13 protein-coding genes, 2 tRNA genes, 3 rRNA genes and 1 pseudogene are annotated in these 21,987 nt (G+C 42.2%); 12 read left to right on the top strand and 7 right to left on the bottom strand.

Going from position 1 to position 21,987, the window contains the following annotated elements; genetic code table 11:
• Positions 1 to 200: 200 nt before the first annotated feature.
• A complete protein-coding gene (locus tag GD631_RS20805) occupies positions 201 to 1,058 on the bottom strand; it encodes an AraC family transcriptional regulator (protein ID WP_143257972.1) in 858 nt (285 codons plus the stop codon).
• A 311-nt stretch (positions 1,059 to 1,369) separates the two neighbouring features.
• On the opposite strand from GD631_RS20805, the gene GD631_RS20800 reads away from it, so the two are divergent.
• Positions 1,370 to 1,594, top strand: coding sequence for a winged helix-turn-helix domain-containing protein (locus GD631_RS20800; protein WP_004308997.1), 225 nt, complete (start codon positions 1,370 to 1,372; stop codon positions 1,592 to 1,594).
• A gap of 257 nt (positions 1,595 to 1,851) precedes the next feature.
• Here GD631_RS20800 and GD631_RS20795 read toward each other — a convergent pair.
• The 6 genes and pseudogenes from GD631_RS20795 to GD631_RS20770 all read right to left on the bottom strand — a co-directional run.
• Positions 1,852 to 2,019, bottom strand: a pseudogene (locus tag GD631_RS20795) (AAA family ATPase); the annotation flags it as partial.
• An 83-nt stretch (positions 2,020 to 2,102) separates the two neighbouring features.
• A complete protein-coding gene (locus GD631_RS20790) occupies positions 2,103 to 2,813 on the bottom strand; it encodes a hypothetical protein (protein WP_143257973.1) in 711 nt (236 codons plus the stop codon).
• Complete coding sequence (locus GD631_RS20785; RefSeq protein WP_143257974.1) at positions 2,810 to 3,814, bottom strand: DUF6557 family protein; 1,005 nt, start codon at positions 3,812 to 3,814, stop codon at positions 2,810 to 2,812. The genes GD631_RS20790 and GD631_RS20785 overlap by 4 nt, the downstream gene beginning before the upstream one ends.
• A gap of 171 nt (positions 3,815 to 3,985) precedes the next feature.
• Entirely contained in the window at positions 3,986 to 5,041 is a 1,056-nt protein-coding gene (locus GD631_RS20780) for a hypothetical protein (RefSeq protein ID WP_143257975.1), read from the bottom strand.
• Between the two features lie 60 nt (positions 5,042 to 5,101).
• Entirely contained in the window at positions 5,102 to 6,016 is a 915-nt protein-coding gene (locus tag GD631_RS20775; protein WP_143257976.1) for a WYL domain-containing protein, read from the bottom strand.
• 163 nt (positions 6,017 to 6,179) lie between these two features.
• Positions 6,180 to 7,286, bottom strand: coding sequence for an AAA family ATPase (locus GD631_RS20770; RefSeq protein WP_143257977.1), 1,107 nt, complete (start codon positions 7,284 to 7,286; stop codon positions 6,180 to 6,182).
• Positions 7,287 to 7,902: 616 nt separating this feature from the next.
• Here GD631_RS20770 and GD631_RS20765 point away from each other — a divergent pair.
• The 11 genes from GD631_RS20765 (at position 7,903) to GD631_RS20715 (ending at position 21,961) form a co-directional block, all read left to right on the top strand.
• A complete protein-coding gene (locus GD631_RS20765) occupies positions 7,903 to 9,564 on the top strand; it encodes an IS1182 family transposase (protein WP_143257978.1) in 1,662 nt (553 codons plus the stop codon).
• A 1,280-nt stretch (positions 9,565 to 10,844) separates the two neighbouring features.
• A 16S ribosomal RNA gene (locus GD631_RS20760) occupies positions 10,845 to 12,373 on the top strand.
• Between the two features lie 208 nt (positions 12,374 to 12,581).
• Positions 12,582 to 12,658: transfer RNA gene (locus tag GD631_RS20755), tRNA-Ile, on the top strand.
• Between the two features lie 70 nt (positions 12,659 to 12,728).
• A tRNA-Ala gene (locus GD631_RS20750) sits at positions 12,729 to 12,802 on the top strand.
• Positions 12,803 to 12,963: 161 nt separating this feature from the next.
• Positions 12,964 to 15,843, top strand: a 23S ribosomal RNA gene (locus GD631_RS20745).
• Positions 15,844 to 15,936: 93 nt separating this feature from the next.
• Positions 15,937 to 16,047: ribosomal RNA gene (gene rrf / locus GD631_RS20740) — 5S ribosomal RNA — on the top strand.
• Together the 16S, 23S and 5S rRNA genes with 2 tRNA genes alongside form the textbook arrangement of a ribosomal RNA operon.
• Positions 16,048 to 16,171: 124 nt before the next feature.
• Entirely contained in the window at positions 16,172 to 16,405 is a 234-nt protein-coding gene (locus tag GD631_RS20735) for a hypothetical protein (RefSeq protein ID WP_143259314.1), read from the top strand.
• 401 nt (positions 16,406 to 16,806) lie between these two features.
• Entirely contained in the window at positions 16,807 to 18,303 is a 1,497-nt protein-coding gene (locus GD631_RS20730) for a 2-isopropylmalate synthase (protein ID WP_008771292.1), read from the top strand.
• 95 nt (positions 18,304 to 18,398) lie between these two features.
• Positions 18,399 to 19,793 (top strand): 3-isopropylmalate dehydratase large subunit, encoded by a 1,395-nt coding sequence (gene leuC / locus GD631_RS20725; RefSeq protein WP_143259315.1) that lies wholly within the window; start codon positions 18,399 to 18,401, stop codon positions 19,791 to 19,793.
• Between the two features lie 42 nt (positions 19,794 to 19,835).
• Positions 19,836 to 20,432, top strand: coding sequence for a 3-isopropylmalate dehydratase small subunit (gene leuD / locus GD631_RS20720; RefSeq protein WP_004307192.1), 597 nt, complete (start codon positions 19,836 to 19,838; stop codon positions 20,430 to 20,432).
• Positions 20,414 to 21,961, top strand: a complete 1,548-nt coding sequence (locus tag GD631_RS20715) for a hydroxymethylglutaryl-CoA lyase-like TIM-barrel protein (RefSeq protein WP_185911531.1) — start codon at positions 20,414 to 20,416, stop codon at positions 21,959 to 21,961. The genes leuD and GD631_RS20715 overlap by 19 nt, the downstream gene beginning before the upstream one ends.
• Positions 21,962 to 21,987 lie beyond the last annotated feature (26 nt).

Genomic DNA, 21,987 nt, shown 5'->3' with positions numbered 1-21,987 from the left:
GAAGGCAGCTTGTCATGGCATAATATGTTTTTAGATGCGGATAACGCAAGATGACACGGATAAGAAGATTATAAATCCGCTAAATTCGTGTCATCCGCGTCTAAAAGATAGACTTATCAGGGCTTTGCACTGCCCCAAAAAGTCAGACGTTCAATCACATCTTTATTCATTCTCTTTATTCCGCCATTTGTCTGTCCGCATTATTCTACCGGAATATAAATTTCCGTCAGCAACTCTTCAGGGGCAGTGTCGCATGGATTATTCAGATAGCGTTCCGCGCTGGCTTCATCCCTCAACGTACATTCCATTTCGGGCAGACACTTTCCGTAAATCGTATCATACACGGCTTGCAGATTGTCATACGAACCTTTATACAAGAAGATAGCATAACGTCCGGCTGGGATCACCTTGAATCCGACATCACTTTTGGGAGCTACCTTTACAGGCATTACCATACATACGTCCGTACGCAGTTTTTCTGCCGGTGTCACTTTCGGATCATCGTGATAGATGCAAAGCGGGCTGAAATCTCCCATCGGCAACTTTTGTTCTTTGATGAATTGGAATAAACGGCTCCAAGTGCCACCGTAATCATTCAGTTTGTAATCGCCGGTGAGGCGGATATAAATCACATTCCGTTCGGAAACGTTTCTGATCTCTCTTTTTAGTTCCAGGTCTGGCCTGATAATCGCTGGTTTCATAATTACAAAGTTTTTATTGTTTCTATACTCTAAAGGTGAAATGCCATAAAATTGCTTGAACACTTTCGACAATGAAGAAGGAGATGAGTAACCAATCCGGTAGGCGATGTCGGCAATCGGAACATCCGAGTAGCGGAGTAGACGTGCGGCAGCTTCTGTCCGCGTCCGGACAATAAACGTACCAATCGGTTCACCGAGAAAAGCTTTCATGATCCGGTGAAAGTAAAAAGGAGAAAAGTTTGAAATTCTGGCCAGAGATTTTAAATCAATGTCTTCTCCCAAATGTTGGTTGATGTATTCCACTACAACATTTACGCACTTTTGATATTCTTCTTTCGTTGTTTTTTTCTGTTGCATAACTTATTTTGGTATTTCACTCCGCAAAGGTATTGGTAAAAAAGCGAAATGACTTGTCCGATATTGCGGAAATGTCAATTTCCTATTTTCTTTCTGTGATTGCCCGATTCCTTTTTTGAGAATTTATTTTGATATATAATGTTCCTTTTAGTGGTGTTATGGTACGAATTATTACCAAGTTTTTAATCACTAGACGCGAAATTGATTTCTTTGTTTTAAATAATGTCAAAAACTAAAACAAAAAAGTTGGTTTTGTTATAAACAATTATTAAAATGACTATATTGTAACCAAATTATTAATAAAAATAGCCATGGATAAAACAATTGTAGGGAACAATGCCGGAAAAGTTTGGTGTGCCCTGAAAGAAATTGGTGAAATTTCAATACCTGAATTGGCAAGAAGATTAAACCTAAGCGTAGAAAGTACAGCATTGGCGGCCGGTTGGCTGGCAAGAGAGAACAAAATTTGTATCCAGCGGAAGAATGGATTAATTGCTTTATCTGATGAAAGCACTTTCCCTTTTAGCTTTGGATAATTACAGATTTTGCGAGTGAATATCTTTGAAGTTCCGTTTCTTATAAGTAAGAATATGTTGATATAAGGTATCACAAGTTAAGTTTGAACTTAAGAAGTTTAATATTTAAAAGAGTTGCTCCATAATAGGGCAACTCTTTTTGCGTATAATAAACGTATAAAAATGTTGAATCGTTCTTGTTGATTTGTTACGCCTGGGTATGATTTGCCCTTGCAGCTTATCCGCTTCGCCTGATTTCTTGCTACTCTGTCAATGGCTGGACCGAATATTTCATCTGGAGTGGAAAAACGAGACATGAGGTATTCAAAGGACTTTGCCTCTTTGAATACCAACTTTAATCTGCATGCGACCATGCTTTTGGCTGTTCCTGGCGGACCAAGCAGGAAGATGCTTTCTGCATACACAGAATTTCTTTGGAGTTTAATATGTTCCTGTACATATTCCTGTAATTAACATGAAATCCTAGTTTGTTCGGAGTGAATTGGGAATGCACTCGCTACGATTATTCTCAAATAAATGAGATATCTTCTCCTTCTTCCTCTTCGGGATAGGTGTCGTAGTTCGACTTCATCTGTATCTCCATGCTGAAATCCCGCACCCATAGTAGGTCGAAGATGGAGAAATCGGTATGCGAAATGAGATGGTGAACAGGATAGATGAGATACATATCCTTAGTTATCTCCATGTCGAGACCCTCATTCCAGTTATCCGGCTCTTCCTGCAAATAGAGCATTTGGCTTTCAGATTCCTGCTCTTTTCGGCTGTCATACACATAGCCTCCTATCAGCACTCCATCACTATAAAACTGGACGTAATCATCAATTGAACAATTAAGGATAGCCCATATTTTCTTTGCTCGCATAGTTTGCACGGGATGAAGTCTGGAATAACGATAACCGAGGAAACACTTGCCTATAACTTGAATGTCGCCTGTCACATCGGCATTCATCACACCCTGTGCAGCCTTGATGGTTTCATGACGCATTCGAATAAGTTGCTGCTTCATGGCTTCGTTGAAGTCTGAGAGCAATCTCTTGTAATTCTCATCCATCACAAACATATCGGCAAGGAGATTGCGACGCAATCCAATTAGCACACGCATCGTCTCCAGTCCACCCGGTTTGTTAACATGGTGTCGCTCAATGTCTTCCTCCAGACCAATCATTTCATTCTCAACCTCCTTGATAGCAGGAGTGTCGAATATCTCTTGTACTGTCATATTATATTTGTTTTTGAATTGTATGCTGCATAACGTATGATGACTTGATTGCCTAATGAGGTATCAACTCCAATCATTAAGTCTGAGTGTTTTCGCCCCTCTGCCAAGTAATTGCAAAGCCGTTGTTCGTCATCCGAGAGCACTTCATGCCCTGTTCCTGTTATCAAACAAACCACGATACCATCCATTCTTTGAACCATATCATATCGGGAGATAATGTCCATCAGGTAGTTTGCGCCAGACTTATTGTCGTCAGCAAACGACATGATTTCCTCAGAACAGAATTTCTCCGATTGGAACAATCCACAGAGTTGCTCTGTTGTCAGATAGTTCTTTCCATTATCCAAGGCAGGGATGGCTTGAACGATAAATTCACTGATGTGTGCCATACGTTCATAATAGTGTACCATAAATTCCTGTCTGAACATCCTCTTCCGTTTCGATTTATTCAACCTATTGCTTCCGTACCAGATATTATCCTTTGTCAATCGTGTCAACTTTTGTTTCTTTGACATCGATAACTCTCTGATAGTAGGAATGGTACCTCCATACTTTCGGATTATACCATAGTTACGCATAGTCCAAACCTTGTTATAAGAGTAACTGTCTCTTCCGAGGCAGATTTCTCCGAACTTCTCATCCAAGTGTTTTTCTACAAAACCATAGAATGACGTGTGCCATAGGCAACAAGCCACAAGTTCCTCATTGGTTGCTTTTACATCGGAATCAACGATGATTTCCTTAGTTAAGGAATGCTCCCAATAGTCTCCCTCCATAGGGAAAGCGTCAAGATAGGATTCTGTTCCATTTTCATCATTTCTTAGTGTTATATGGCATACCTTATCATTGGCATCCTCGTGAACGACAGGAGGCAGGTGGCGAAGCATATCAAAATGCAAATTGAACCAGCCCAGACTGTTCTTCATATCTGGATACATCTTCACAATATGAGGAGCTACATCCTCAAATTTTACACAGTTTAGAAGTTCCTTAAATGTCATATCTTTTTTTTAATCCCACAAATTACAGTAGTATTTACGGAAAAGTTCCAACCTTTTTGTTATGAATTCCTTGCCATAAATCCTCGTTTATTGATTTCATGGTGCAAAAAAAACAACAGCCCATGCCGAATATGGGCATAGGCTGCAAGAAGTGATGTGTTTTCAAGAATTTCAGTGATATATTTCAAGTTCTTTGAATAATTCTTGGATTTCCGTACATACGTATTCGATAATCTCAGAATCCGTGTTGCCAAAATCAATTAACCTTTTTCGTCCTAACCAATTCTTTTCGCTAATATATCCTCTATCTTCCAGCATCTTTTTCACTTCGCTGTCGGAAGCTTTTGGCTGGGCAGTTTTTGATTTACCTTCAAAAGCCTGCCGCACCTCGATATAACCTTCAGCAATTGTAATGCCGTATGCAGCATTTTCATTATTTTTCAGTCTTCTGTTATTATCGTATCTACAGGTAGGAAAGTTTTCAAGTACAGCAGATTCAATGCTTTTCACTCTGCTGGGGCTTATAGTATTTCTTGGTATGTTCAATATGGCATTATCTGCATCTGTAGGATAAAAAGTTTCTTGCTTGAATCGCAAAAGTGTTAGCAAACCATTATGATAGTTCTTGCCAAAAGGAATTAGCCATTGTGGGTGATAATAGAAATTCTCACAGAATTTGCATGAAAGATAGTTACACCCTTCAAGTTTTATTGCTGCATCAAAAATAAGTTTTGCTCTTTCTCCATATTCTTTGCTGTAAGCCAAACTTCCGAACCCCAAATACACCGGAGCAATCAAATGATCAATATCATATTGAGTCATTTGTAGGGCATCATTGAATAGTGGTGGAATACCATATTTTTCCGCTTTTTGTTTGGCTTTTGTCAAATCAGCATCCTTTATGTAAAAGAGGTTGAATATCTGTATTACGCCAGATAGTTGGGCTGGATCGTCAAGTCCATATTTATAAGCAAAAAGACTAGCCACATATCTCATGGTAGGATCAATGGAGAATTCATACCAATTTAGTTCTTTGAATCTATAACGAGATAATCCTTCTAAGACTTCTGGTTTAGATACGGGGGCTTCTTTGGTAAAAGTAGAAGATCCTGGATTTTTCATCACAATACTACCTATGCAATCCCAAGAATTTCCGAAGTGTAATAGTGTTCTCCAACGAAATCCTTCCGTTTCATTGATTTTGAAAAAATGAGTATATACTTTCATTGTTATAGTAATAAATAATAATTCAACCGTTATTTGCGATGATTTTATTCTTCATCATATCTATTGCTCTTTATTATATTTATTCCACATCCTCTTAATCTTGCCCGCTATTTCCTTGCGCAACCAGATCGGTTCAATCACTTCTACGTCTTCACCGTTCCGGAGTATCTCCTGTTGGAAGTCGAAGGTGGGGCGAAGCTGATACTCAAAGATACTGTAGTCTTCTGTTTGTTCCGTTTCTTCTTGTGACTCATGCAAGGGCAAGTCACGAAAATAGTTGGCTTGGCCAGAACTGACTTTGAGTCTTACCTTTTGAATGTCGCAACCATCGCCGGTGATTACTCCGATGCAACCCTCAAAATATTCCTGTGGACTGAAGTCTGTCGGATATTCAAATATGTGACTTGAAAGGCGGAAGTCACGGATGCGGTCAAGGCAATAGACAAGATCACTGCCTGATGGCCACTTGCGCCCTATCATATACCAGCGTTGACGAAAGAGTTTCACGCATAGGGGCATAACGTAGTGTTCGCGGGTGTCCTCACGCCAATAGTTATAATAGGTGATGTGGATGAAGCGGTTCTTCTTCATAGCTTCAAGAATAGGCTCCAGATATTCCTGTCCACTCGGTACGTCTTCCAACAAGATTCTGTCCTTGATGGATTTACTCTCCATGAGGGAGTTGCTGACGGAATAGGTGCTGAGGAGCCAGTTCTCAATGCTACCTCGCTTCATATCGTCCATATTCTCTATATAATAACGATATGGTGCTGATTTTTCACATTCAATCGAAAGACCGAATGTGTCGAAGATGTTCCATTTCCATTTGTGGAAGGTGCGTTTCTGCATTTCCTCACCACCGCTAAGCTCTACGTTCTCAATCCAGCGGTAATTCAAATCTTCAAAGGATATTCTGCGAGCCTTGTAGATAGTTTCCACAATCCACACCAGCTTGTTTATTTGATTTAGTGCCATGTTATAATCCCTTTATATCATGAAACGAATTTGATGCAAAGTTATTGTGTGGGTGTGCCATATTCGTTCATACCAACGCAAAAATAGCTAATTATCCAATAACTTTGAAAGGATTATCTAAGAGATATTTTCCATCGCTTTGCCTATATTTGGGGGGATTCGTTTAAAATCCTACCCGCTTTTTTCCTAAGGAGAAATCCATGCCTTCGTAATTATAAATTTCAGCCAGTGTCATGGGGTGTGTCTGTTGGGGGATATCCAGCCCTTCTTCCTTTATTAGTTGGTTCACTTTGTCTGTTGTCAGGTCTTTAAACTCGTACCGGGCAGCCAGACGTCCTTTTCTAAGCAAGGCTTCGTCGATATCTTTTAGTGGAGCGTTGAATGTGCAGATAAATTTGATACATAATTCATCACTCAATAGTCCGTCGCTGATATTCAGAATGTTGACTAGTCCGGCATTCATGCGGTTTCCTCCATTGCGGCTTGACAATAGTTCTTCGCAGTCTTCTACGATAAATATCGAATTTTTTTGTTGGCGGATAAAAGTGATAAAGCTTGGATCTGAAAGTTTATCTACCAGGTCGCCGCTCATATAAATCATTCTTTTTTTTCCGAGATTGATAAGATGACGGATATAAGTTGTTTTTCCCGTACCTTGTTTCCCATGTAGAATGATTAATCCGCTTTTATTCTCCCCCAATAGGAAGTTTTCGATTTCGGCGGCTACGGGAACAAAATCATTGTTATAGTGTCGGTCAATCTGAATGGCCGGCTTATTGATTTGCGATTGTTTCAGACTGAAGTAGTTATGAGCGTATGTTACTATAAATAGATTGTTCAGTTTCTCATTCTCCTTTTTGTGGTTTTCGCAAATCTGATTAATCTGATCGATTTCTTCCTTATTAATATTGGAATAGACAATCTTTATGCAATTATCAAAATAGCCAATCATTAAATTCCTTTTGCAGATGACGATGCAATCGTATAACTCTTTTGTAGATGTATTGTCTTCTTCTTCCTCCTCTTCTTCTTTTTCATTCTCAAAATGATTGCAATATGTATGCTCGAATATATCGAACGCATCGTCTTGTTGATAAAGCTCTTTGATTTCTTTCAGAAAATCCTGGTTTACTTTATATTTTACCATTTTCATGGAAGGGAATCGTTTGAATATCTGATAGAATAGACTACAAATGCTACTGTCGCTGAACCAGCCTGTGGAATAGTCAAAAATATCCGTGAAATCTGCGAGTGTGTATTCTTTACTCATTTTTTCTTTTTATATAAATAGAATGGCAAAGGTACTAAATAAATCTATCTTATGGACTTATTCGATTTATCATTTTTTTGAAAAACGTGGATAGGATAAGTTTCCTGCAAACGATTTTTCATTTTCATTTCTCATATTCTCATAAATGATACAATAATCTCCTGTAAAACAGCAATATAACACAATGATAAATAAAGTATAAAATGGTATTTCTCATACTATTTCTATTATTTATCCTTAAAAATGATGCATTTCTCATAGGTTTTAAATCGTTTCTTATCTTATTCTCATACTCCTTTTATCTATTTTGCTCCTTTCTCATGCATTATGTCTGTATCTTTTCCCAGACTCTCTTCGGACTTTACGATTATTCCTTTCTTTATGTCGTTTATTAAGCAATTTCCTATTGTTTATTGCTTTCCTGTGTATCATGTACCTTATATCTTTATGCTTTTCCTTAATCATTGCTATTTTTTCCTGCTACTATCTGTATCATTGCGAGGTTGTGTCAAAACGCTGACACAGCCTTTTTTTATGCGCAAAGCCCAGACTTTCTCAAGCCCGGGCTTTGTTATTACCCAAAGTTTTCGTATCTTTAGGTATAAAGTTTTTCGTTATGGCAAAGTTACATTTTCGTCCTTACATTCCCAACCAAACCGTTCTTTTTCCACAAAGAATTGATGAAAACATAGCTGCGAACGACCCGGTCCGCATCGTGAATGCTGTTATTGACAATCTCAATCTTGAGAGTTTCAAGAAGCTTTATAAGGAGACGGGCCGTTGTCCTTATCATCCTAAAATGATGCTTAAGGTGATAATCTACGCCTACATGAATAATATCTATTCTTGCCGTAAAATAGAAAAGCACCTCGTTCGTGACATTCATTATATTTGGCTTGCCGGTAATGAGCATCCGGATTTTATCACGATCAACCGTTTTCGTAACCGTGTAAAGGAGGAAATAAATAATGTATTTACCCAGTTGGTTCTTGTCCTTGCCGATAAAGGTTTCATCAGCCTTGATGTGGAGTATATCGACGGCACCAAGATTGAATCCAAAGCCAACAAATATACTTTTGTCTGGCGCAAGACAGTCGAACGGAACCGTACAAGACTAATGGATAAAATCCGTATTCTCTTGGAGCAGGTGGATGAAGCCATTGCACAGGAGAACTCTATAAAAGACACATCCGTGGAGTTTACTCCCTGCATGCTCTCTGACATAGTGGATGAACTTAAAGAAGCCCTGGAACGCCAGCCTGCAACAAAGGATAAGGAAGAAAAGAAAGCCCTGCGCAAAAAGAAGAAGCAGGTCAGGGAACTTGAAGGGTATCGTGACAAACTGATAGAATACGACAATCACCTTGATACCCTTGGAGAACGTAACTCTTATTCCAAGACCGATCCTGGTGCCACATTCATGCGCATGAAAGAAGATGCCATGAAGAACGGGCAGACCAAACCCGGATATAATCTGCAAATAGGTACTGAAAACCAATTCATCACAGACTTCCGTCTGTTTCCCAACCCTACCGATACACTGACCCTCATACCTTTTTTCCACTCTTTCCAGTACCGCTATAACCGTTTACCGAATATCTGTGTGGCAGACTCCGGTTACGGTTCGGAAGAAAATTACCGGTTCATGCAGGAGAATGGGATAGAAGCCTTCATCAAGTACAATTACTTCCATAAAGAACAGCGTCCTCGTTATACTCCCAACCCGTTCCATGCCGAAAGTCTCCATTACAATGCGGGGGAGGATTATTACGTTTGTCCTATGGGACAGCACATGAACCGCATAGGAACCAAACGTGACAAGACAGCGAGCGGATACATCACCGAAAGTGCCCGGTATAAAGCAAAAAGATGCGAAGGTTGCCCTTTGCGTGGCAGTTGTTTTAAAGCTCGGGGGAACCGTATTATAGAAGTCAACCACCGATTAAATCAATACAAACGGCAGGCACGGGAAAGGTTGCTCTCAGAAGAAGGTATCAAGCATAGAGGCAGGAGGTGTATAGAACCAGAGGCTGTGTTTGGACAAATGAAATACAACATGGCATACAGAAGATTCCGGCATGTGGGAGAAGACAAGGTTATAATGGACTTTGCTTTCTTTGCTATAGCCTTTAATATCAAAAAAATGTGTGCTAAACTGACAAAAGAAGGAAAGGGGTTCATTACAGTTGCCAAATATATGTTTATGGGACTATTTATAACCCGATATAATTGGAATATAGCAACTTGTTGCCAAATGCATGAGGAAAAAGTAGCATAGCCAAAAGAAAATATTGCAGAACTGTAAAATATAAAAGAGGGTGTGCCAACGTTTTGACACAACCTCAGACGGTTCTTTCTACTCTAGTGCAATGATCTGTTCACTGTAGTGGAACGATACAGATGCAGATAGGAAAATATGCGGATGTCTACTCTGTATACTTTCAATAAGCACTGATAATATATTGTAAAGCGGTGTCTAGTCTGGTATTCAGCTTGGTCTTTAGTTTAGGATCTGTCTCGAGAATTTATAGTATAAATAGTCAAAATACTATGAGAAATACCTTTAAAAGGAATGAGAAATGCGCCATTTCTAGCATAAAACTCCGGTAATACTATGAGAAACGCAGTTTCCTGTTTTATTTCTCATAGTACTATTTCGGTGATTTACAACTAATTACCCTACAATCTATGAGAATATGAGAAATGAAAATATAAAATCGTTTTCAGGCCGCGCATTTTTTTGCTACAATCGCTTTTCATTTTCCTTTTGGCCTTCCCCGTGAATTCATCCTTTTAGTCTTCCTTTTGCAATAAGCGGAACCAGGCATTGCCCTCTTTCCTCTTTTTTTTCATCGGACAGCTCTCCATCGGATAACTTTCCCGTTGTGCGCCCGTACGCGCCCGCGTGTGATATAATAATGTGTATTTCCCTTATCGTTTCCGACCACGAGCCACTCATCCTTAAAAAATATGTTCTACAACATCGTTATGGATCAGCACTTTAGGGAATTCCTTCAAAAAAAGTTCGAAAAAAGAGTTTAATATATTTGGACGGTATACGAAAAGGGCGTACTTTTGCACCCGCTTTCCAAGAGAAGAAAGCCTTGCGGAATTGACTTGTTGAAAAGGCGTGATTGGTCCTGAAGAAAAGAACAAAAAAACTTCCGAAAAGTTTTGGAGGATAATAAATAAAGTTCTTATCTTTGCATTCCGATTCGCAAAGAAAAAGGCCGGAGCCTTTCTTTTATACATTCTTTCCCTTTCGCATAGAGAGCCTGAGAAATGAGTAAAGAGAAAGGTTGAAAAAAAACTTCCGAAAAAGTTTGGTGGTTAAAAATAAAGTCTTTACCTTTGCACTCGCTTTTGAAACGAAAGCAGCAAGTTCTTTGAAATATTGATAAACAATACAAGTAGTACAAGTAAAAAATAGAACCGTCAATACTTGTCCGAGATTGTAGCGATACGATTTAGGATGTCAGGTATTTGAAATAAGGTCAATAAAATTACGGCGTCCTGAACAGAGCAAAAAATCATCTTAACGGATGACAAGATACTTTTACAATGAAGAGTTTGATCCTGGCTCAGGATGAACGCTAGCTACAGGCTTAACACATGCAAGTCGAGGGGCAGCATTTTAGTTTGCTTGCAAACTAAAGATGGCGACCGGCGCACGGGTGAGTAACACGTATCCAACCTGCCGATAACTCGGGGATAGCCTTTCGAAAGAAAGATTAATATCCGATGGCATATCAGTCCCGCATGAGATTGATATTAAAGAATTTCGGTTATCGATGGGGATGCGTTCCATTAGTTTGTTGGCGGGGTAACGGCCCACCAAGACTACGATGGATAGGGGTTCTGAGAGGAAGGTCCCCCACATTGGAACTGAGACACGGTCCAAACTCCTACGGGAGGCAGCAGTGAGGAATATTGGTCAATGGACGAGAGTCTGAACCAGCCAAGTAGCGTGAAGGATGACTGCCCTATGGGTTGTAAACTTCTTTTATATGGGAATAAAGTATTCCACGTGTGGAATTTTGTATGTACCATATGAATAAGGATCGGCTAACTCCGTGCCAGCAGCCGCGGTAATACGGAGGATCCGAGCGTTATCCGGATTTATTGGGTTTAAAGGGAGCGTAGGTGGATTGTTAAGTCAGTTGTGAAAGTTTGCGGCTCAACCGTAAAATTGCAGTTGAAACTGGCAGTCTTGAGTACAGTAGAGGTGGGCGGAATTCGTGGTGTAGCGGTGAAATGCTTAGATATCACGAAGAACTCCGATTGCGAAGGCAGCTCACTAGACTGCAACTGACACTGAGGCTCGAAAGTGTGGGTATCAAACAGGATTAGATACCCTGGTAGTCCACACAGTAAACGATGAATACTCGCTGTTTGCGATATACAGCAAGCGGCCAAGCGAAAGCATTAAGTATTCCACCTGGGGAGTACGCCGGCAACGGTGAAACTCAAAGGAATTGACGGGGGCCCGCACAAGCGGAGGAACATGTGGTTTAATTCGATGATACGCGAGGAACCTTACCCGGGCTTAAATTGCACCTGAATATATTGGAAACAGTATAGCCGCAAGGCAGGTGTGAAGGTGCTGCATGGTTGTCGTCAGCTCGTGCCGTGAGGTGTCGGCTTAAGTGCCATAACGAGCGCAACCCTTATCTTTAGTTACTAACAGGTTATGCTGAGGACTCTAGAGAGACTGCCGTCGTAAGATGTGAGGAAGGTGGGGATGACGTCAAATCAGCACGGCCCTTACGTCCGGGGCTACACACGTGTTACAATGGGGGGTACAGAAGGCAGCTACCTGGTGACAGGATGCTAATCCCAAAAACCTCTCTCAGTTCGGATCGAAGTCTGCAACCCGACTTCGTGAAGCTGGATTCGCTAGTAATCGCGCATCAGCCATGGCGCGGTGAATACGTTCCCGGGCCTTGTACACACCGCCCGTCAAGCCATGAAAGCCGGGGGTACCTGAAGTACGTAACCGCGAGGAGCGTCCTAGGGTAAAACTGGTAATTGGGGCTAAGTCGTAACAAGGTAGCCGTACCGGAAGGTGCGGCTGGAACACCTCCTTTCTGGAGTGATGTCGTAAGACGATGCAACTCTACATGAATAATGTAAAACGGCCATCGTTAAAAATAATGACTTTAAAGGTTCTGTTTTTTGTACTACTGGTACTTGTTTATTTATAATATATAGATCAACCATCTATAGAAGTATAGATAGAGATAAACAAGAGAAAAAAGAAGCCGAGTCTAACGCACAGGTAGACAAGGTTGAACTAGTCCTATAGCTCAGTTGGTTAGAGCGCTACACTGATAATGTAGAGGTCGGCAGTTCAACTCTGCCTGGGACTACCAAGCTCAAGAATGAGGAACAGCGAAAGCTGAAAGCTGAAAGCTAAAAAACGATATTCTTGAACAACCTCTTGGGGGATTAGCTCAGCTGGCTAGAGCATCTGCCTTGCACGCAGAGGGTCAACGGTTCGAATCCGTTATTCTCCACTCTCTCTGAAAAGAGAAAACGATCTTTGACATGATGTACAAAAAGTAAAATTAAAAGTAAGAGCTAAAAGTATATATCAAACCGTACGTGTTCGAGTATGCAATATTGATAGCTGGGAGCAATTCCAACGTCAGTACCAATACAAGAATAAAACGTTTGAAAGAAAGTAAGCAAGGGCGCATGGCGGATGCCTTGGCTCTCGGAGGCGATGAAGGACGTGATAAGCTGCGATAAGCTTCGGGTAGGTGCAAATAACCTTTGATCCGAAGATTTCCGAATGGGACAACCCGTCATTCTGAAGGAATGACATCTTGCATAGCAAGAGGCTAACGCAGGGAACTGAAACATCTTAGTACCTGCAGGAAAAGAAAATAATAATGATTCCCCTAGTAGTGGCGAGCGAACGGGGATTAGCCCAAACCAATGTTGTTACGGCAATATTGGGGTTGTAGGACCACGATATCGCAAGACATTTAGTGAGAAGAATTCTTTGGAAAATGAAACCATAGACGGTGATAGTCCGGTATTCGAAGCTAAACGAAGCGTAGTGGTATCCTGAGTAGCGCGGGACACGAGGAATCTTGCGTGAATCTGCCGGGACCATCCGGTAAGGCTAAATACTCCCGAGAGACCGATAGCGAACCAGTACTGTGAAGGAAAGGTGAAAAGCACTTCGAATAGAAGAGTGAAATAGTCCCTGAAACCGTGCGCCTACAAGCGGTCGGAGCTTCGTAAGAAGTGACGGCGTGCCTTTTGCATAATGAACCTACGAGTTACTTTTTCCGGCAAGGTTAAGCATTTCAAAATGTGTAGCCGAAGCGAAAGCGAGTCTGAACAGGGCGACTAGTCGGAAGGAGTAGACGCGAAACCAAGTGATCTACCCTTGGTCAGGTTGAAGGTTAGGTAACACTAACTGGAGGACCGAACCGATAAGCGTTGAAAAGCTTCCGGATGAACTGAGGGTGGGGGTGAAAGGCTAATCAAACTTGGAGATAGCTCGTACTCCCCGAAATGCATTTAGGTGCAGCCTTGGGAATTACTACTGTGAGGTAGAGCGACTGATAAGATGCGAGGGCTTCACCGCCTATCAAGTCTTGATAAACTCCGAATGCGCAGTAGTTCGATCCCAGGAGTGAGGGCATGGGTGCTAAGGTCCATGTCCTAAAGGAGAAGAATCCAGACCATCAGCTAAGGTCCCGAAATAATTGCTAAGTTGAACTAACGAAGTCAGATTGCTAAGACAGCTAGGATGTTGGCTTGGAAGCAGCCATTCATTTAAAGAGTGCGTAACAGCTCACTAGTCGAGGAGTTTGGCGTGGATAATAATCGGGCATCAAGCAATTTACCGAAGCTATGGGATCAGTAATGATCGGTAGGGGAGCATTCCACTCTGCGTCGAAGGTGAAGCGTGAGCTTTGCTGGAGCGTGTGGAAAAGCAAATGTAGGTATAAGTAACGATAAAGGGGGTGAGAAACCCCCTCGCCGAAAGACTAAGGTTTCCTGATCAACGCTAATCGGATCAGGGTTAGTCGGGTCCTAAGGCTCAGCCGAACGGTGAGGCCGATGGCAGAACAGGTTAATATTCCTGTACTACCTTAAGGAGTGACGTGGAGACGGAGTCGTGACAACGCCGCGGACTGACGGAATAGTCCGTTGAAGGGTGTAGATGTTGATCTTTGCAGGCAAATCCACAAAGAGAGTCGAACCTGATAGTATACCAATTCCTTCGGGAAACGGTAATAGTGCGTGTAAGCATACTCCCAAGAAAATCCGCTAAACTTAATCTTTAAGGTACCCGTACCGCAAACGGACACACGTAGTCGGGTTGAATATACTAAGGCGCTTGAGTGATTCACGGTTAAGGAACTAGGCAAATTGACCCTGTAACTTCGGGATAAAGGGTCCCAACGAGAGTTGGGCGCAGAGAATAGGTCCAGGCAACTGTTTAACAAAAACACAGGGCTGTGCTAAATTGAAAGATTACGTATACAGCCTGACACCTGCCCGGTGCTGGAAGGTTAAGAGGAGATGTCATCGCAAGAGAAGCATTGAATTGAAGCCCCAGTAAACGGCGGCCGTAACTATAACGGTCCTAAGGTAGCGAAATTCCTTGTCGGGTAAGTTCCGACCTGCACGAATGGTGTAATGATCTGGACACTGTCTCAACCGTGAGCTCAGTGAAATTGTAGTATCGGTGAAGATGCCGATTACCCGCGATGGGACGAAAAGACCCCGTGAACCTTTACTATAGCTTAACATTGAATTTGGGTAATTGATGTGTAGGATAGGCCGGAGACTTCGAAGCAGGTACGCCAGTATTTGTGGAGTCGCTGTTGAAATACGGCCCTTTGATTATTTGAGTTCTAACCCGTGGTTGCGGGGACACTGTTTGGTGGGTAGTTTGACTGGGGTGGTCGCCTCCAAAAGTGTAACGGAGGCTTCTAAAGGTGCCCTCAGGACGATTGGTAACCGTCCGTAGAGTGTAATGGCATAAGGGCGCTTGACTGGGAGACAGACAAGTCGATCAGGTAGGAAACTAGAGCATAGTGATCCGGTGTTTCCGTATGGAAGGGACATCGCTCAAAGGATAAAAGGTACTCCGGGGATAACAGGCTGATCCCTCCCAAGAGCTCATATCGACGGAGGGGTTTGGCACCTCGATGTCGGCTCGTCACATCCTGGGGCTGGAGAAGGTCCCAAGGGTTGGGCTGTTCGCCCATTAAAGTGGCACGCGAGCTGGGTTCAGAACGTCGTGAGACAGTTCGGTCTCTATCTATCGTGGGCGTATGAAATTTGCGTGGCTCTGACACTAGTACGAGAGGACCGTGTTGGACTGACCGCTGGTTTACCAGTTGTGCCGCCAGGTGCATTGCTGGGTATCTAAGTCGGGATTGGATAAGTGCTGAAAGCATCTAAGTACGAAGCCAGCCACAAGATTAGATTTCTTAGGGTCGTCAAAGACGATGACGTTGATAGGATGCAGGTGTAAAGGTGGTAACATCAAAGCCGAGCATTACTAATTGCCCGTTCACTTTCTTTCAAATATGTACCGGTTGGGTATATACGTTTAGCGGATTGCTCTTCAATGAGCGATGAGCTTTCAATTTTACTTTTCATCATGTCATAACCTTATTCAGGTGGTTATAGCACGAGGGTTCCACCTCTTCCCATTCCGAACAGAGAAGTTAAGCCTCGTCACGCCGATGGTACTGCGTAACAGTGGGAGAGTAGGTAGCCGCCGTTTTTAAGAAGCCCCTTGATTCAACTAAGAATCAAGGGGCTTTCTGTTTTTTGGTACTTTGCAAAAAAAGTACTATATTTGCGACTGACAATTATTTTATTAAACGTTTAAAGCAAATTTGAAAGGTATGAAAACTAAATTATTTTTGGCTGCTGTAGCAGTAACATTTTCTTTTGCAATGATGTCTTGTACTGGTAACAAAACTACTAACGCTGCTTCTGAAGGTGAAGAAACAACTGTAGAAACAGTAGAAGCTGTTGTTGAATCTGATTCTTGCTGCCAGGCTAAAGATTCTTGTGCTAATGCTTGCGATAAAAAAGCAGATTGCGCAGAAAAGAAAGAATGTTGTGATAAGAAGTAATCTATTGATTTAGAACAATAAAGAAGATGAGGGAGAGAATGCTGAAAACATTCTACTCCCTCTTTTTATTTAATGAAATATAGACCTTTATTCGTGATATATTTTTGGTAAAAAACGGCTTTAACTTATGAAATGATATTTTTTTCGATAAAAAAGTAACGTATTATTTGGTGGTAAGGAAATAATCCATACCTTTGCACCGTCAAACTATAAAAGAGACAAGAAATGAACCAGATGTTTATACATATTCTACTATGCGGTATTATTATTCTACTATCAAAGGTTAGTGGAAGTGAGTGCTGTGCGTAAATGTGTATAAATGAAAATATACGAAAGCCTTTCTCACTTCCAAGTGTGAAAGGCTTTTTTTAATGCTAATAATTATATAATATACATTGAATATGGACAATAGGTTATTTATTTTTGATACCACTCTTAGAGATGGTGAACAGGTTCCGGGATGCCAGTTGAATACAGTAGAGAAGATTCAGGTAGCAAAGGCATTGGAAGCGTTGGGAGTAGACGTGATTGAAGCCGGATTCCCCATTTCGAGCCCGGGAGATTTCAATTCTGTAATTGAGATTTCAAAAGCGGTGACTTGGCCTACTATCTGTGCTTTGACACGTGCCGTTCAAAAAGATATTGATGTTGCTGTAGATGCGCTGAAATTTGCTAAACATAAACGTATTCATACCGGTATCGGTACTTCTGATTCGCACATTAAATATAAATTCAATTCGAATCGTGAAGAGATTATCGAACGTGCGGTAGCTGCCGTGAAGTATGCCCGCCGTTTTGTGGACGATGTAGAGTTTTATGCAGAAGACGCAGGCCGTACGGATAATGAATATCTGGCACGTGTGGTGGAAGCTGTTATCAAGGCAGGAGCTACCGTAGTGAATATTCCTGATACAACGGGTTATTGCTTGCCTTCAGAATATGGCGCTAAGATAAAATACTTGATTGACCATGTAGACGGCATTGATAATGCCATACTTTCTACTCACTGTCACAATGACTTGGGTATGGCTACCGCCAATACGATAGCCGGTGTTTTGAACGGCGCACGTCAGGTGGAAGTAACCATCAACGGTATCGGCGAACGTGCAGGAAATACTGCCCTCGAAGAAATCGCCATGATTATCAAGAGCCACCACGAAATAGATATTCAGACCAATATCAATACACAGAAGATTTATCCGACCAGCCGCATGGTTTCCAGCCTGATGAATATGCCGGTGCAGCCGAATAAAGCAATTGTTGGACGTAACGCTTTCGCGCACTCTTCAGGTATCCATCAGGATGGCGTGTTGAAGAATGTACAGACGTATGAGATTATTGATCCGCATGATGTGGGTATTGATGATAACTCTATCGTATTGACAGCCCGTAGCGGACGTGCCGCATTGAAAAATCGTCTTTCTATCTTGGGAGTTGACTTGGATCAGGAAAAGCTGGATAAGGTGTATGATGAGTTCTTGAAATTGGCTGATAAGAAGAAAGATATTAATGATGATGATATTTTAGTATTGGCAGGCGCAGACCGTAGCCAGAACCATCGCATCAAATTGGATTATTTGCAGGTGACGAGTGGGGTTGGCGTTCGTTCGGTAGCTAGTTTGGGATTGAACATTGCCGGTGAGAAGTTTGAGGCTTGTGCCAGCGGTAACGGTCCGGTAGATGCAGCTATCAAAGCATTGAAGAAGATTGTAGAACGCCACATGACTTTGAAAGAGTTTACTATTCAGGCTATCAGCAAGGGAAGTGATGATGTAGGTAAAGTACATATGCAGGTAGAATACGATAACCAGATTTATTATGGTTTTGGAGCTAATACAGATATTATTGCCGCTTCCGTAGAAGCTTATATTGACTGTATTAACAAATTCAAATCATAAAAAAGAGGCTGACAGTCGTATCGGCATTGTAGAGATTGACTAAAATAGTAAATAGTAAATAGTAAATAGTAATTAGTAAAATAGTAAATAAACAGATGAATACATTATTTGATAAGATATGGGATGCCCACGTGGTGACTACTGTGGAAGATGGCCCTACACAACTTTATATTGATCGCTTATATTGTCATGAAGTGACTAGTCCGCAAGCTTTTGCCGGATTGCGTGAACGTGGAATCGGAGTGTTGCGTCCGGAAAAGGTATTTTGTATGCCCGACCATAATACACCGACACACGATCAGGATAAGGAGATTGAAGATCCGGTTTCTAAAATGCAGGTCGACACACTGACTAAGAATGCGAAGGATTTTGGTTTGACACACTACGGTATGATGCATCCGAAGAATGGAATTATCCATGTCGTAGGTCCCGAACGTGGTTTGACTTTGCCGGGAATGACGATTGTCTGCGGTGACTCTCACACCTCTACTCACGGTGCGATGGGAGCAATCGCTTTCGGTATCGGAACAAGCGAAGTGGAAATGGTATTGGCTTCACAATGTATTCTTCAGTCAAGACCGAAAACAATGCGTATCACGGTAGACGGTGAACTGGGCAAAGGGGTGACTGCAAAAGATGTAGCTCTGTATATGATGTCCAAGATGACTACCAGCGGCGCTACCGGTTACTTCGTAGAATATGCGGGTTCGGCCATCCGCAATCTGACAATGGAGGGACGTCTTACTCTCTGTAACCTTTCTATTGAAATGGGGGCACGTGGTGGTATGGTTGCTCCGGACGAAGTGACTTTTGAATATATCAAAGGACGTGAAAGTGCTCCGCAAGGCGAAGCATGGGACAAGGCTTTGGCATATTGGAAGACATTGAAGAGTGATGACGATGCCGTATTTGACAAGGAAGTCCGTTTCGAAGCTGCTGACATTGAGCCGATGATTACATACGGAACGAATCCGGGTATGGGTATGGGCATCACACAGCACATTCCTACTATGGAAGGAATGAGTGAGGCTGCACAGGTTTCATTCAAGAAATCAATGGACTATATGGGATTCCAACCAGGGGAATCTTTGTTGGGTAAAAAGATTGATTATGTATTCCTCGGAGCTTGTACAAACGGTCGTATCGAAGATTTCCGTGCATTTGCTTCCATCGTGAAAGGCCGCAAGAAAGCGGAGAATGTAATTGCATGGCTGGTTCCGGGTTCATGGATGGTAGACGCACAGATCCGTAAGGAAGGAATCGACAAGATTTTGACGGAAGCCGGATTTGCTATTCGTCAGCCGGGATGTTCTGCTTGTCTGGCAATGAACGATGATAAGATTCCTGCCGGAAAATATTCGGTATCTACCAGCAACCGTAACTTCGAAGGACGTCAGGGACCTGGTGCACGCACCTTGTTGGCTAGTCCGCTGGTAGCCGCTGCAGCTGCGGTGACTGGTGTGATTACCGATCCGAGAGAACTGATGTAATTTCAATCGTAATTCGTAAATCATTAAATAGTAAATATCAAGATGGCTAAGACAAAATTTAATATAATCACAAGTACTTGTGTTCCTCTTCCTTTAGAGAACGTAGATACCGATCAGATTATTCCGGCACGTTTTCTGAAAGCAACCACTCGTGAAGAAAAATTCTTTGGTGATAACCTTTTCCGTGATTGGCGTTATAATGCAGATGGTTCTTTGAACAAGGATTTTGTGTTGAACAACCCTACTTACAGCGGACAGATATTGGTGGCAGGTAAGAACTTCGGTTCGGGTTCCAGCCGTGAACACGCAGCCTGGGCAATTGCTGGCTACGGTTTTCGTGTGGTGGTATCCAGCTTTTTTGCCGATATTCATAAGAACAATGAGTTGAACAACTTTGTGCTTCCGGTGGTTGTAACTGAGGAGTTTCTGCAAGAATTGTTCGATTCGATAGAAGCTGACCCGAAGATGGAAGTGGAAGTGAACCTTCCCGAACAGACCATCACCAACAAGGCGACAGGTAAAAGTGAACATTTTGAAATCAATGCTTACAAGAAACTTTGTTTGATGAACGGATTGGACGATATCGATTTCTTGTTAAGTAATAAAGATAAAATAGAAGAATGGGAAAAGAAGGCGTGAAAATAGAAATCATGGACACAACGCTTCGTGATGGTGAACAAACCAGCGGAGTGTCTTTCGTGCCTCATGAGAAACTAATGATCGCCCGTTTGCTATTAGAAGATTTGAAGGTAGACCGGGTGGAGGTTGCTTCGGCGCGTGTGTCGGACGGTGAATTTGAAGCCGTGAAGATGATTTGCGATTGGGCGGCCCGTCGTAATCTGCTCCATAAAGTGGAAGTGCTCGGTTTTGTTGACGGGTATACTTCTGTCGACTGGATTCAGCGTACCGGTTGCCGTGTGATTAATCTTCTTTGTAAAGGTTCACTGAAGCATTGTACGCAACAACTGAAAAAGACACCGGAAGAACATCTGGCGGATATCATTAATGTGGTGCATTATGCCGACGAACAGGATATAACCGTCAATGTTTATCTGGAAGATTGGAGTAACGGTATCAAAGATTCTCCCGATTATGTATTTCAGTTGATGGATGGATTAAAAGAGACAAGCATCAAGCGTTATATGTTGCCTGACACGCTGGGTATCTTGAATCCCTTGCAAGTGATAGAGTATATGCGGAAGATGAAGAAACGTTATCCGAATACTCATTTCGATTTTCATGCGCATAATGACTATGATTTGGCAGTGAGCAATGTTCTTGCAGCCGTATTAAGCGGTGTCAAAGGATTGCATACAACCATCAACGGACTGGGCGAACGGGCAGGCAATGCTCCTCTTGCAAGTGTGCAGGCTATCTTGAAAGACCATTTCAATGCGGTGACCAATATCGATGAGAGCCGTTTGAATGATGTCAGCCGGGTAGTGGAGTCTTATTCGGGGATTGTGATACCTGCCAATAAACCGATTGTAGGTGAGAATGTCTTTACGCAAGTGGCAGGAGTGCATGCCGACGGGGATAACAAGAATAATCTCTACTGTAATGATTTGCTTCCCGAACGTTTTGGCCGCAAGCGCGAATATGCATTGGGTAAGACAAGCGGCAAAGCTAATATCCGCAAAAATCTCGAAGACCTCGGATTGGAGCTGGACGAAGATGCTATGCGCAAGGTGACGGAACGCATCATCGAGTTGGGCGACAAGAAAGAGCTGGTTACCCAGGAAGATTTGCCGTACATTGTTTCGGATGTGTTGAAACATGGAGCAGTGGGGGAGAAGGTCAAACTGAAGAGTTATTTTGTGAATCTGGCTCATGGGTTGAAACCGATGGCAACGTTGAAGATAGAAATCAACGGAAAAGAGTACGAAGAGAGTTCAGGCGGCGATGGTCAGTATGATGCTTTTGTTCGTGCGCTGCGTAAGATATATAAGGTGACATTAGGACGTAAATTCCCGATGTTGACCAATTATGCGGTAACCATCCCTCCCGGTGGACGTACGGATGCATTTGTGCAGACGGTAATCACGTGGAGTTATGATGAGCAGGTGTTCCGTACCCGTGGACTCGATGCCGACCAGACAGAGGCTGCCATTAAGGCTACTATGAAGATGTTGAACCTCATAGAAGATGAATACGAGAAGAGCAAATGAGAAACAACTTGCCCGAAGAATGTTTT

Source organism: Bacteroides luhongzhouii (assembly GCF_009193295.2).
Lineage (GTDB): Bacteria > Bacteroidota > Bacteroidia > Bacteroidales > Bacteroidaceae > Bacteroides > Bacteroides luhongzhouii.
Note: the sequence above shows the minus strand (reverse complement) of the source record. Positions and strands in the feature narration are given on the sequence as shown.

What these genes read in the sequence shown, in the direction of transcription:
- GD631_RS20805 (WP_143257972.1), bottom strand. Translation starts at nt 1,058, where the DNA reads ATGCAACAGAAAAAAACAACGAAAGAAGAATATCAAAAGTGCGTAAAT.
- GD631_RS20800 (WP_004308997.1), top strand. Translation starts at nt 1,370, where the DNA reads ATGGATAAAACAATTGTAGGGAACAATGCCGGAAAAGTTTGGTGTGCC.
- GD631_RS20790 (WP_143257973.1), bottom strand. Translation starts at nt 2,813, where the DNA reads ATGACAGTACAAGAGATATTCGACACTCCTGCTATCAAGGAGGTTGAG.
- GD631_RS20785 (WP_143257974.1), bottom strand. Translation starts at nt 3,814, where the DNA reads ATGACATTTAAGGAACTTCTAAACTGTGTAAAATTTGAGGATGTAGCT.
- GD631_RS20780 (WP_143257975.1), bottom strand. Translation starts at nt 5,041, where the DNA reads ATGAAAGTATATACTCATTTTTTCAAAATCAATGAAACGGAAGGATTT.
- GD631_RS20775 (WP_143257976.1), bottom strand. Translation starts at nt 6,016, where the DNA reads ATGGCACTAAATCAAATAAACAAGCTGGTGTGGATTGTGGAAACTATC.
- GD631_RS20770 (WP_143257977.1), bottom strand. Translation starts at nt 7,286, where the DNA reads ATGAGTAAAGAATACACACTCGCAGATTTCACGGATATTTTTGACTAT.
- GD631_RS20765 (WP_143257978.1), top strand. Translation starts at nt 7,903, where the DNA reads ATGGCAAAGTTACATTTTCGTCCTTACATTCCCAACCAAACCGTTCTT.
- GD631_RS20735 (WP_143259314.1), top strand. Translation starts at nt 16,172, where the DNA reads ATGAAAACTAAATTATTTTTGGCTGCTGTAGCAGTAACATTTTCTTTT.
- GD631_RS20730 (WP_008771292.1), top strand. Translation starts at nt 16,807, where the DNA reads ATGGACAATAGGTTATTTATTTTTGATACCACTCTTAGAGATGGTGAA.
- leuC (WP_143259315.1), top strand. Translation starts at nt 18,399, where the DNA reads ATGAATACATTATTTGATAAGATATGGGATGCCCACGTGGTGACTACT.
- leuD (WP_004307192.1), top strand. Translation starts at nt 19,836, where the DNA reads ATGGCTAAGACAAAATTTAATATAATCACAAGTACTTGTGTTCCTCTT.
- GD631_RS20715 (WP_185911531.1), top strand. Translation starts at nt 20,414, where the DNA reads ATGGGAAAAGAAGGCGTGAAAATAGAAATCATGGACACAACGCTTCGT.